Here is a 12,287-nt window from a genome sequence, read left to right as displayed (position 1 = left end):
GCCTTACCGTAGGAGAGGTGCGTAAGGGTTGCAAGCGTTCTTTGAGGATTACGTGGCGGCAGCCGGGCTCGCCACGGAGCTCGTGAACACCTCGGCGGGCGTCTGGCACGGGGAGGACCAGCTGCCCGACGTCGCGGCACTGGCGGCGTTCCTGGCGGAGCACGGGGTGGCCGGGCCCGCCGGTGCGGACGATCTGCCCGCGGTCCACGACGTCCGCGACCGCCTGCGGTCGGTGCTCGACGAGCGCGACGCCGACGCGATCGCCGCCGGCGCCGCGGCGCTCGTCGCCCGGGGCATCGGGACGGTGGGCCTCGAGACCGACGAGCGCGGGCGTCAGCAGTGGTGCGCGCAGCCGCGACCCGACGCCGACCTGGCCGACCGGCTGGCGCTGCTCGCGGGCGTCGGGGTGCTCGGGGCACTGCGCGCGCTGGGGCCCGAGCGGTTCCGCGACTGCGCGTCGGACACCTGCTCGGGGGTCTTCATCGACACCAGCCGGCCGGGGCGGCGGCGGTACTGCATGCCCGACCTGTGCGGGAACCGCGCCAACGTGGCGGCCTACCGCGCGCGACAGAAGGCGAGCCGGGGGATTTCCTGACGTCGGGCGTCAGCATGGACGCCAGGCAGCCGGCCCGCCGGCGCGGTGTTCCTCGGCGAGGCGGGAGCGGCGGGGCCGGCCCGGAGGTGACATACGCACAAGATCGCGTCGAGACCGACGGGTGCGGACGTCGGTCTCGGCGCGATCTTGCGCACAGCTCCCCGGCGTCATGCGGCGGCCAGGCCGCTCAGCCCGTGCGCAGCGCCGTCACCAACGCGTCGATCGCGATCTCCGGCTTCACGTTCGCGGCGAGGGCGTCGCGGCAGGCCAGGATCGCCTCGAGGCGGCGCAGGGAGGCCTCGGGGGTGCTGTCGCGGGCGGCGTTGCCGATCTCGGTGGCGCGGTCGGGGTGGGTCGAGGTGACCGACGCGCCGAGGCCGCGGGCGAGGACGTCGCGGTAGTAGCCGGCGAGGTCGACGAGCGCGCGGTCGAGGGCGTCGCGCTTCGTGCGGGTCAGGCGCGACTTCTGCCGCTTCTCGAGGTCCTTCTCCGCCGCGCGTGCCGACCGCTGGGCCTGCGCGGTGCCCTTGCCCGTGCCGCCCGCGCCGAGCGACACCGCGAGCTCCTCGCGCTCGACCTCGTCCCGCGACGCCGCGAGTGCGGCCGCCTCCGCCTCGGCGGCGCCGACCATGGCGTCCGAGGCGGCGAAGGCGTCCGCGGCCGAGCGCAGCGACCGCGGCAGGGCGAGGACGGCGTCGCGCTCCTCGCGCGCCTCGGGCACGCGGGCCAGGCGCCGGGCGCGCCCGATGTGCCCGCCGCACACCGACGCCGCCCAGGTCGCGTCGGCCTCCGGGATGCCGTCGCGCTCGACGAGCACCGCGGCGATCGCCTCCGGGGCGGGCGTGCGCAGGCGCACCGCGCGGCAGCGGGAGCGGATGGTCACCGAGATGTCGTCGGGGTGCTCCGACGGGCAGCAGAGCAGGAAGACCGTGCGCTCCGCGGGCTCCTCGACCGACTTCAGCAGCGCGTTCGACGCCTGCTCGGTGAGCCGGTCGGCGTCCTCGACGATGACGATCTGCCAGCGGGCGGTGGTGGGGCGGCGCGCGGCGACGTCGATGGTCGTGCGCACCTCCTTGACGCTGATCGACAGGCCCTCGGGGACGATCTCGCGCACGTCGGCGTGGGTGCCGGCCATGACCGTGCGACAGGCCGTGCACGACCCGCAGCCCTCGTCCGGGCACTGCAGCGCCGCCGCGAACGCCCGCGCGGCCACCGAGCGCCCCGACCCCGGCGGGCCCGTGAACAGCCACGAGTGCGTCATGCCGGCGCCGCCGGGCGCGCCGTCGTTGTCCTCGTCGGAGAACCGCACCCGCGCCGCGCGCGCCGCCGCGGCCTGCAGCTCGGCCACCGCGGCGGGCTGACCGACGACCTGCGACCACACGCTCACGCCGTCGATGATGCCCCAGCCGTCCGACGGTGGGTCACGGCGCCGGTCGCTCCGGGCCGCCGACGAGGAGGCCGTCGAGCAGGCCTCGTCCAACGCCCCGACGAGGATGTGCGCGAGGGGCCGCAGGGGCTGCTCCGCCGGCCCGGCGCTAGCTGCCGGTCCGCGCGCCCTCGGGCGCGGGCAGCACGCGCGCCAGCAGGGGCGCGAGCAGGTCGCGCACGCGGGCCGCGACGTCGGCGGGGTCGCCGTCGGCGTCGACGCGCACGTAGCGACCGGGGTCGGCGGCGGCCATCTCGGTGAGGGTGCGCTGCACCTGCCAGGCGTCGACGATCCCGCCGGTGACCGGCGCGGGGTCGTGGCTCGGGTCGCGGTCGAGCAGGACGGTGACGTCGGGGCGCAGCGAGCCGGTGGCCCAGGCACCGAGGCGCTGCAGGTCGGCGGCGTCGAGCTCGTCGCCGACCCGGGCCAGCGGCGAGTCGAGGCAGCCCTCGATGACCACGACCCGCCCGGCGCGCAGGGCGGGCAGCACCTCGTGGGCGAGCACGTCCGCGCGCACCGCCGCGGCGACGAGGGCCCTGGCGCGCTGGCCGTCGAGCCCGCTCGCCGAGACGGCGGCGGCCGCCCGGGCCGCGTCGGCGGCGCTGCGCCCGGCGAGGACCACGTCGGCGCCCTGCTCGCCGAGCCAGCGCACGAGCCGCTCGCTCTGCTCGGCGGTGTCGTGCCGCGAGGCGCCCTCGACGGCGACGAGCAGCCCGGGCTCGCCGTGGCGGCTGCGGCGCAGGGCGCGCTTGACGTCGGCGAGGATCGTGCGGTCGCGACGGTCGTCCATCTGGTGGTACGCGAGCACGCCCACGGCGGCCGCGACGACCCCGGCGCCGAGCAGCACGAACCGTGTGCCGTCGACCTGCGCGGGCTGCCCGAACAGCGTCAGCGTCCGCGACTGCACGAGCCCGACCAGCAGCGGGACCACCGACATCGACGCCAGCAGGTCCACCCGCACGATCGACTGCACGAACGCGACCACCCGCCCGCGCACGGCGTCCTCGACCTGAGCACCGATGATCGTCAGCCCGGTGAGCAGCGCGGTGCCGGCGAAGAAGCCGACGAACACGACGGTGAGCAGCGCCAGGTAGAGGTGCCAGGCGACCGCGACGGCGAGCAGCGAGGTCCCGGCGCCGACGATGGCCACGCCGAACAGGCGGTGGTGCGGCATCCGTCGGGAGAACCGCGGCACGAGCGCCATGCCGAGCGCGAGCCCGGTGAACAGCGCGATGAACAGCACCGAGTACGCCGCGTCGCCGCCGCCGAGACTGGCGGCGTAGAGCCGGGCGCTGGCGATGACCGCGCCGCCGGCCGCGAACGCCCCGACGATGCCGACGACGAGGCCCCGGATCAGCGGCGTCGTCGTGACGAACTGGGCGCCGTCGCGCAGCATGGCGAGCAGCCCCGGCGCGGCCTCGCGGCGCTCGGCGCTGCGCCCGGAGATCTCGGGGATGCGAAAGGCGACGGTGGCCGCGGTGAGCAGCGCGGCGAGGCCGTTGACGACGAGGGCGAGGTAGACCGTGGTCGTCGGGCTCGGGTGCCAGCCCGCGATGTTGCCCGACTTCGAGATCAGCGCGAACGCCCCGGCGGCGCTGATGACGGCGACGCCGTAGGTCATGACCAGCGAGAGCTGGTTGGCCGTCTCGATCTGGTCGGTGCGCTTGAGCAGGTTGGGGACCGACGAGTCCTTGGCCGGAATCCAGACCAGCGCGCAGAGCTCGATGAGGAACGTCGCCGCGAACAGCCACCACAGCGAGCCCACGAGTGGGATCGAGAGGAACAGCGCCGCCTTGAGGACGTCGCACGTGACCATGACCGTGCGCCGGTCGAACTTGTCGGCGAGCACCCCGCCCAGGGGCGCCATGAACAGCGCGGGCAGGAGCTTGGTGGCGACGACACCGCCGAGCGCGAAGCTCTGGGCCTGGTAGCCGCTGGTCAGCTGCGTGGCGAGCGCGGTGAGGGCGAGCAGGGAGAGCCAGTCGCCGAAGCTCGCGACCGCGGTGACCGCCCAGAGCCGGCGGAACGGGCGGATCGCGAGCACGCTGCGGATGCGGTGCGTCGCGGACGGCGCCGCGGCACCGGCATCACCACCGGCAGCCTGCTCGTCGATCCCGGATCACTCCTCGCGTCGGCCCGACAGGTCTCCCAGGGTATCGGCGCGCCGTCGGGGCCCTCACTGCCCTCAACAGGTGTCGTCGGCCTGCATCTCCTGGATCTCGGCCGCGACCTGGCAGGCGGTCGCCCCGTCGCCGCCCGTGGCGAGCCGTTGCAGGAGCGTGCGGAGCTGGTCGCGCTCGGCGGGCTCGAGCGGGGCGAGCAGCTCGTCCTCCGCCTCGCGCAGACGGCGCTCGAGCGCGCACAGCCGCTCGCGCCCGACGTCGGTGAGCAGGACCTGGCGCGCGCGGCGGTCGGCGGGGTCGGGCCGGCGGGCGACGAGACCGGCGCCCTCGAGCTCGTCGAGCAGGTAGGTCATGACCGTCCGGTCGACGCCGAGGCTGCGCGCCAGCGCCAGCTGCGTGCGCGGCGGGCCCTCCTCGAGCCCGGCGAGCACGTGGTAGCCGCGCGGGCCACCCGGCAGGTCGGACACCACGTCCTGCGCGGTGCGCATGTGCGCCCGGGTGACCCGGCCCAGCGCCCAGCCCAGGTCGGCCTCGACGCGCGGCGTGGTCATGGACACAGACTAGCGGCCTGCATGCAGTTCTGTTGACAAGACGTTCTGTGCGACAGAACATCTGTCCGACCGCTCGTACTGCTCCCTCCCGGAGGATCGCCGTGACCCTGTTCCGCCTCGACAGCAGCATCCGCACCGAGGGCTCGGTGAGCCGCGAGGTCGCCGACACCCTCGAGCGGGCCTACCTCGAGCACCACCCGGACGACGCGGTCGTGCGGCGCGACCTGCGCACCGACCCGGTCCCCGCCGACGCCTGGCCCACCGCCGCGCTCGCCGGCTCCACGCCCGAGGACCAGCGCACCGACGAGCAGCGCGCCGCCGTCGACCTGGCGCGCCGCCTGGCCGACGAGCTGGACGGCGCGGACGCGCTCGTCGTCGCCACCCCGCTCTACAACTTCGGCGTGTCCCAGCACGTCAAGACGTGGGTCGACCTGCTCATCACCGACCCCCGCTTCGCGCCGGGCACCTCGCCGCTCGCCGGGAAGCCGGTCACGCTCGTCGTCGTCCGCGGCGGCGGCTACGGCGAGGGGACGCCGCGGGAGGGCTGGGACCACGCCACCGGCTGGCTCGTCCGCATCCTGCGCGACGTCTGGGGCGGCGACGTGACCCTCGTCGAGGCCGAGCTGACGCTCGCCGAGACCGTGCCGGCGATGGCCGAGCTGCGCCCGCTCGCCGACCAGGTGCGTGCCCGCGCCCACGAGCTCGCGGGCGACGCCGGCCGTGCGATGGCGCGGATCGTCGTGTCGGTGCCGGTGGGCTGAGTCTGCGTCGGCGGGCCGTGTCCCCGAGGAGACGGCACCGCCGGAGTGACGCGCGGGCGGGACCGTGTCCTCGCGACACGGTCCCGCCACCGGCGTCAGCTCGTCGGGGTGCCCCGCTTCGAGCCGGAGCCCGAGCCGGACTTCGCCGTGCCGGACTTCGCCGTCGTCTTCTTCGTGCCCGTCGACTTCGCGGGCGCCTTCTTGGCCGGTGCCTTCTTGGCGCCGGCCTTCGTCGGCTTGGTGCCGTCCTTGGCGCGCTTCTCGGCCAGCAGCTCGGCGGCCCGCTCGTCGGTGAGGCTCTCGACCGCGTCTCCCTTGCGCAGCGAGGCGTTCACGCCCGCGCCGTCGGTGACGTACGGCCCGAACCGCCCGTCCTTGACGACCATCGGGTTGCCCGACGCCGGGTCGGTGCCGAGCTCCTTGAGCGGCGGCTTGGCCGCGGCCCGCCCGCGCTGCTTGGGCTGCGCGTACAGCTTCTGGGCCTCCTCCAGCGTCACCGTGAACAGCTTGTCCTCGCTGTCCAGCGACCGGGAGTCCTTGCCCTTCTTGAGGTACGGCCCGTAGCGCCCGTTCTGCGCGGTGATCTCCTCGCCGGACTCCGGGTCGGTGCCGACGACGCGCGGCAGGCTCAGCAGCTTCAGCGCGTCGTCGAGCGTGATCTCCGAGAGCGTCATCGACTTGAACAGCGAGCCGGTGCGCGGCTTCTCCTTCGCGCCCTCGGGCAGCACCTCGGTGACGTACGGCCCGAAGCGGCCCTCCTTGGCGAGGATCTCGTGCCCGCTCTCCGGGTCGGTGCCCAGCGAGCGACCCTCCTGCGGGGTCGCGAAGAGCTCCTCGGCGAGAGCCAGGTCGAGCTCGTCGGGCGGGAGGTCGTCGGGCAGGTTCGCCCGCTGCGAGCGCTCCTCGCCGTCCTCGGTGACGATCCGCTCGAGGTAGGGCCCGTAGCGCCCGACGCGCACGACGACGTCGCGCCCCTCGGAGTCGGCGAACATCCGCAGCGAGTTGACCTCGCGGGCGTCGATGCCCTCGAGCTTGTCGCCGACGAGCTTCTTCAGCCCACCGAGGTTCGACATCGACGCCTCGACACCCTCGGGGCCGCCGGCGGCCGCGCCGTTGCCGTTGCTGCCGTTGGCGCCGTTGCCGTTCGCGCCGAAGTAGAAGTGCGACAGCCAGGTCTCGCGCTGGGCGTTGCCCGCGGCGATGGCGTCGAGCTCGTCCTCGAGCGCGGCGGTGAAGTCGTAGTCGACGAGGCGCCCGAAGTGCTGCTCCATCAGCCCGACCACCGCGAACGCGATCCAGCTGGGGACGAGCGCGCTGCCCTTCTTCCAGACGTAGCCGCGCTCCTGGATCGTGTTGATGATCGACGCGTAGGTCGAGGGACGGCCGATGCCGCGCTCCTCGAGCGTCTTGACCAGGCTCGCCTCGGTGTAGCGCGCGGGCGGGTTGGTGCTGTGGCCCTCGGGGGTCAGCTCGTCGGCGGCGCAGGCGTCGCCCTCGGCCAGGCGCGGCAACCGGCGCTCGGCGTCGTCGGCCTCGCCGCCGGCCTCCTCGTCGACGGTCTCGACGTAGGCGCGCAGGAAGCCGGGGAAGGTGATCGTGCGCCCGGACGCGGAGAACGTGCACTCCTCGCCGGTCGCGGCCGTGCCGGTGATCCGCACGCTCATCGTGGTGCCGCGCGCGTCGCGCATCTGGCTCGCGATGGTGCGCTGCCAGATCAGCTCGTAGACGCGGAACTCGTCACCGGAGAGTTCGTTCGCGACCTGGCCGGGGGTCCGGAACGTCTCCCCCGCCGGCCGGATCGCCTCGTGCGCCTCCTGGGCGTTCTTCACCTTGCGCGTGTACTGGCGCGGCTTCTCCGCGACGTTCTCGTCGCCGTAGAGATCGCGGGCCTGGCTGCGCGCGGCGTTGATCGCGGTCTCCGACAGCGTCGTGGAGTCCGTGCGCATGTAGGTGATGTAGCCGTTCTCGTAGAGGCGCTGCGCGGTGCGCATCGTCCGCTCGGCCGAGAACCGCAACTTGCGCCCGCCCTCCTGCTGGAGGGTCGAGGTCATGAAGGGCGCGTAGGGCTTGCGCGTGTACGGCTTCTCCTCGACGGAGGTGACCCGGAGGTCCTGCCCCGTCAGGCCCTCGGCGAGCCGTCGGGCGCTCGCCTCGTCGAGCCGCAGCACGTCGTCGGTCTTCTGCTGCCCGAGCGAGTCGAAGTCGCGGCCGGTCGCGATCCGCTGCCCGGCGACGTTCGACAGCGTCGCCCGGAAGCTCCGCGGGGCCTGCTCGTCCTGCGTGTCCGTCGCGCGGAGCTGCGCGTCGATGCCCCAGTAGCCGGCGGACACGAACGCCATCCGCTCGCGCTCGCGCTCGACGATGACGCGGGTGGCCACCGACTGCACCCGGCCCGCCGAGAGCTTCGGCATGACCTTCTTCCACAGCACGGGGCTGACCTCGTAGCCGTAGAGACGGTCGAGGATGCGCCGGGTCTCCTGCGCGTCGACGAGGTCCTGGTCGAGGTCGCGCGGGTTGGCCGCGGCCGCCTGGATGGCCGACTCGGTGATCTCGTGGAACACCATGCGCCGGACCGGCACCTTGGGCTTGAGCGTCTCCAGCAGGTGCCAGGCGATGGCCTCGCCCTCGCGGTCGCCGTCCGTCGCGAGGTAGAGCTCGTCGACCTCCTTGAGGGCGTCCTTGAGCTCGGTGACCGTCGACTTCTTGTCCGGCGTGACGATGTAGAGCGGCTCGAACGCGTTGTCGACGTCGACGCCCAGGCGCGCCCAGGACTGCCCCTTGTACTTGGCGGGGACGTCCGCGGCGCCGCGCGGCAGGTCGCGGATGTGGCCGCGGCTGGACTCGACGATGTAGCGCGAGCCGAGGTAGTCCGCGATCTTGCGGGCCTTGGCCGGCGACTCGACGATCACCAGGCGACGGCCGCCGTCGCCGGCCGGGGTGGCGCCGCCGCGACCCGACTTGCCGCCGCCCCCGGAGGACTTCGCGGCGGACTTCGCGCGCGTGCCGGACCGCGCCGCCGACCCGTTCTCGGTGGGGGTCGGGGCGTCGGTGGTCGCGCTGCGTGCCGTCGTCGAACCCTTCGTCGGTGCCACGGGCATGCCTCGTCTCGTCGTACCGGTGGCGGATCGCCACTCGCCGCCAGTGTGCCTCACGGTGTCACCCGCGCCAGGCGCGACCGGTGGCATCGCCCCGGCAGCAGGGTGGTGATGGACGCTCGCGGTGCCTCCGACCGCCCCTCGGGCTGGACCGATCGGTGCTGGTGACGGGGCCGTCCAGGTGGCCCCGGAGCCGGTGTCGCCGGGCTCACACCGGCCAGACGCCGTCGGCCAGGTCGCGGGGCGGGCGACCCACCAGCTCGCCCAGACGACCGTGCCGTCGACGTCCGACGATACGCAGCACCGGCGCGCCGGCCGCACCCGCCAGGCTCGCGCCGAGCCCGGCGCGATGACTCGCCGTGAGCAGATCGTCACCGGCGAGCGGGGCGTCGGGATCCAGACCGAGCGTGTAGGCCCGCCCCTCGAGCGTCCCGGCGGCGAGCACCCACAGCCGCAACCGCGGTCCGTCCAGCTCGAACCCGGGCGGCACGCTCTTCATTCCCCCGCCTCGGGTCCACGCCCGAGCGAGGTCGACGAGGTCCGCCCGGAACGCCGTGCGGACCTCCGGGCGCCCGTCCTCCGCCCGCCCGATCTCCGCCGGCACCCCGCGACCGCGCAGGGCGCAGCACACCGCCCGCGCCCGCCACCGCGTGACGGGGTCGGGGTCGCACGTGGCCGTGCCAGCGATGCGGCTCTCCCGCCGTCCACCGCCGGGATCGTCCCGTCCTCCCGGTGGCGCCACGCCGACGTCGTCCCTGCGTGCCGGCGGGCGCTGCCCGAGCCGGGCCGCGATCTCGTCGGGGTCGAGGTCGAGGAAAGCCAGCTCGTCGGGGTCGAGCGCGGGACCGGGATCGGGGGCCGCCTCGGCGTGTCGCGACGACGAGGAGGTGGCGATCCTGGCCGTGGACGCCGGCGATGCCGCATCGCTCGTCCGGGGCTCGTCCTCCTCCCCGGCCTCGGGTTCCTCGTCCTCCGCGGGTTCCGGCTCGGGCTCCGGCTCCGGCGGCGGCTCCGGCTCCGGCTCCGGCGACGGGCCCAGCACGATCGTCAGCCGCGCCGCCGAGCCGCGGCCGAAGAGCTCCGCGCGTCCGGGGCCGCAGAGCAGGCCCTCGAGGTCGCGCAGGGCGCGCGGGTGGGCGTCCGCCGACCAGAACGACAGCTGCCCCACGGCAACGCAGCCTAGAACACGCGTTCGAACGATCGGCGGAACCCGACGCCGGGGAACACGCGAAGGGCCCCTCCGGTCGAGTAGATCGACCGGAGGGGCCCTCCGCTCAGTACTTCCGTACGCCTCAGGCCTGAGCGGGAGCCGCCGCGTCCTGGTTGGAGTCGGCGATCGCCGTCGAGCGGCGCTTCGACACGAAGATCGCCACGGCGATGCCGATGAGGGCGACGACCGCGATCGTGATGCGGACCGCCGGGTTGGCGTCCACGCCGACCGAGAGGGCCACGACGGCCGGGGCGATGAGTACCGAGACCAGGTTCATGACCTTGATCAGCGGGTTGATCGACGGGCCGGCGGTGTCCTTGAACGGGTCACCGACGGTGTCACCGATGATCGTCGCCTCGTGGGCGTCGGAGCCCTTGCCGCCGTGGTTGCCGTCCTCGACCAGCTTCTTGGCGTTGTCCCAGGCTCCACCGGAGTTGGCCAGGAAGATCGCCATGAGCGTGCCGGCCGCGATCGCGCCGGCGAGGTAGCCCGCGAGCGGGCCGACGCCGAGGCCGAAGCCGACCGCGATCGGGGCGAGGATCGCGAGGAGGCCGGGGGTGGCCAGCTCGCGCAGCGCGTCGCGGGTGCAGAGGTCGACGACCTTGCCGTACTCCGGCCGTCCCTCACCCGTGCCGCCCCGGTACTGCATGATCCCGGGGATCGACTTGAACTGGCGGCGGACCTCGAACACCACGGCGCCCGCGGCGCGCGACACGGCGTTGACCGCGAGGCCCGAGAACATGAACACGACGGCCGCGCCGATGACGACGCCGACGAGGATGTTCGGGGCGGTGATGTTGTAGAGGTCGCCGAGCGTCTGGCCCGCCTCGCGGTAGGCCGTCGTGATGGCGTCGTTGTACGACCCGAACAGCGCCGTCGCGGCGAGCACCGCGGTGGCGATGGCGATGCCCTTGGTGATCGCCTTCGTGGTGTTCCCGACCGCGTCGAGCTCGGTGAGGATGTCCGCGCCGGGGCCCTCGACGTCGCCGGACATCTCGGCGATGCCCTGGGCGTTGTCCGACACCGGGCCGAAGGTGTCCATCGCGACGATGACGCCGACCGTGGTCAGCAGGCCGGTGCCCGCGAGGGCGACGGCGAACAGCGCGACGAACACCGAGCCCGAGAGCAGGAACGCGCCGTAGACCGCGGCGCCGATGACGAGCGCGGTGTAGACGGCCGACTCGAACCCGACCGAGATGCCGGCGAGGATGACCGTCGCGGCACCGGTGAGCGAGCTCGTGCCGACGTCCTTGACCGGCTGGGTCTCGGTGCCGGTGTAGTAGCCGGTCAGCGACAGGATGACGATCGCGAGCACGATGCCGATGACCACGGCGGCGAACGCGATGACCTGCGGGTTCCCGGCCGCGGCGAGGTCGCCGATGCGGGCGGCGTCGACGCCGGGCAGCTCGGCGAAGCTCGACGGCAGGTAGGTGAACGCCGCGAACGAGCAGGCCAGGATCGAGATGACCGCCGAGATGTAGAAGCTGCGGTTGATCGCGCGCAGCGCGTTCTCGCCCTCGCGGGTGCGGGTGATGAACACACCGATGATCGCGGTGACGACGCCGATCGCCGGGATGATCAGCGGGTAGGTCAGGCCGAGCGTGCCGAAGGCCACCGAGCCGAGGATCAGCGCGGCGACCAGCGTGACGGCGTAGGACTCGAAGAGGTCCGCGGCCATGCCGGCGCAGTCACCGACGTTGTCGCCCACGTTGTCGGCGATCGTCGCGGCGTTGCGGGGGTCGTCCTCGGGGATGTTCTGCTCGACCTTGCCGACGAGGTCGGCGCCGACGTCGGCGGCCTTGGTGAAGATGCCGCCGCCGACTCGCATGAACATGGCGAGCAGGGCCGCACCGAGGCCGAAGCCCTCGAGGACGCGCGGCGCCTCCTCGACGAAGATCAGCACGACGACCGCGGCGCCGAACAGGCCGAGGCCGACGGTGGCCATGCCGACCACGCCACCGGTGCGGAACGCGATCTTGGCGCCCTTGTCGCGCCCACCCGGCTCGTTGGCCGCCGCGGCGACGCGGATGTTGGCCTTCGTCGCGAGGTTCATGCCCAGCGCGCCGATCGCCATCGAGAACAGGGCCCCGACGACGAAGGCGACCGAGCGCCCGATCAGCTCGCCCGTGCTGCCGGCCGGCAGCGCGAACAGCACCAGGAAGACCACGACGATGAACGGCGCGAGCGTCTTGAACTGACGGGTCAGGAAGGCGCTCGCGCCCTCCTGCACGGCGCGGCCGATGTCACGCATGCCCTGCGTGCCCTCGTCGGCCGCGAGGACCTGCTGCCGCAGGACGAAGCCGACGACCAGCGCGATGACGGCGACCACCGCCACCACGACGACCACGATGTTGTCGCCGCTGGAGAACGAGATCCCCGCGGCGAGGACGGACGCTTGCATCCAGCCTCCCGGTTGGCACTTCGACGCGCCCGGCCAGGCCGTGCGGCCACCTCGGCGCGTGATGATCTTGGCCACGACCCGACACGACGGGTGGTGGACAGGTGCCGCAGTGTAGGAGGTGGGCG

The 12,287-nt window shown here is 73.9% G+C and carries 8 protein-coding genes; 2 read left to right on the top strand and 6 right to left on the bottom strand.

Annotated elements, in window-relative coordinates; genetic code table 11:
- The first annotated feature begins 52 nt into the window (after positions 1-52).
- A complete protein-coding gene (locus PGB27_RS14530; protein ID WP_274201057.1) occupies positions 53-595 on the top strand; it encodes a CGNR zinc finger domain-containing protein in 543 nt (180 codons plus the stop codon).
- Positions 596-782: 187 nt separating this feature from the next.
- Here PGB27_RS14530 and PGB27_RS14525 read toward each other — a convergent pair whose 3' ends face one another.
- The 3 genes from PGB27_RS14525 to PGB27_RS14515 form a co-directional block, all read right to left on the bottom strand.
- Complete coding sequence (locus tag PGB27_RS14525) at positions 783-1,982, bottom strand: DNA polymerase III subunit delta' (RefSeq protein ID WP_274201056.1); 1,200 nt, start codon at positions 1,980-1,982, stop codon at positions 783-785.
- Between the two features lie 148 nt (positions 1,983-2,130).
- Positions 2,131-4,065: a bifunctional MFS transporter/dTMP kinase gene (locus tag PGB27_RS14520; protein WP_274201055.1), complete on the bottom strand. Its 1,935-nt coding sequence runs from the start codon at positions 4,063-4,065 to the stop codon at positions 2,131-2,133.
- A 141-nt stretch (positions 4,066-4,206) separates the two neighbouring features.
- Positions 4,207-4,695 carry a MarR family winged helix-turn-helix transcriptional regulator gene (locus PGB27_RS14515; protein WP_274201054.1) on the bottom strand — a complete coding sequence of 163 codons (489 nt, stop codon included), beginning with the start codon at positions 4,693-4,695 and terminating at the stop codon, positions 4,207-4,209.
- A 101-nt stretch (positions 4,696-4,796) separates the two neighbouring features.
- Here PGB27_RS14515 and PGB27_RS14510 point away from each other — a divergent pair, with 101 nt between their 5' ends.
- Positions 4,797-5,456 carry an FMN-dependent NADH-azoreductase gene (locus PGB27_RS14510; protein ID WP_274201053.1) on the top strand — a complete coding sequence of 220 codons (660 nt, stop codon included), beginning with the start codon at positions 4,797-4,799 and terminating at the stop codon, positions 5,454-5,456.
- 95 nt (positions 5,457-5,551) lie between these two features.
- On the opposite strand, the gene topA is transcribed toward PGB27_RS14510, so the two are convergent.
- The 3 genes from topA to PGB27_RS14495 all read right to left on the bottom strand — a co-directional run bounded on the left by topA (position 5,552) and on the right by PGB27_RS14495 (position 12,162).
- Positions 5,552-8,554: a type I DNA topoisomerase gene (topA, locus tag PGB27_RS14505; RefSeq protein WP_456298476.1), complete on the bottom strand. Its 3,003-nt coding sequence runs from the start codon at positions 8,552-8,554 to the stop codon at positions 5,552-5,554.
- Between the two features lie 205 nt (positions 8,555-8,759).
- Positions 8,760-9,719, bottom strand: a complete 960-nt coding sequence (locus PGB27_RS14500; RefSeq protein ID WP_274201052.1) for a hypothetical protein — start codon at positions 9,717-9,719, stop codon at positions 8,760-8,762.
- A 124-nt stretch (positions 9,720-9,843) separates the two neighbouring features.
- Positions 9,844-12,162 (bottom strand): sodium-translocating pyrophosphatase, encoded by a 2,319-nt coding sequence (locus tag PGB27_RS14495; protein ID WP_274201051.1) that lies wholly within the window; start codon positions 12,160-12,162, stop codon positions 9,844-9,846.
- Between the last annotated feature and the right edge of the window lie 125 nt (positions 12,163-12,287).

This window comes from Actinomycetospora lemnae, from assembly GCF_028737315.1.
GTDB classification, from domain to species: Bacteria; Actinomycetota; Actinomycetes; order Mycobacteriales; family Pseudonocardiaceae; genus Actinomycetospora; species Actinomycetospora lemnae.
This window is presented reverse-complemented; position numbering and strand designations above follow the sequence as displayed.

Excerpts from the sequence above, each read along its gene's own strand:
- PGB27_RS14515 (WP_274201054.1), bottom strand. The coding sequence starts at position 4,695 with ATGACCACGCCGCGCGTCGAGGCCGACCTGGGCTGGGCGCTGGGCCGG.
- topA (WP_456298476.1), bottom strand. The coding sequence starts at position 8,554 with ATGCCCGTGGCACCGACGAAGGGTTCGACGACGGCACGCAGCGCGACC.
- PGB27_RS14495 (WP_274201051.1), bottom strand. The coding sequence starts at position 12,162 with ATGCAAGCGTCCGTCCTCGCCGCGGGGATCTCGTTCTCCAGCGGCGAC.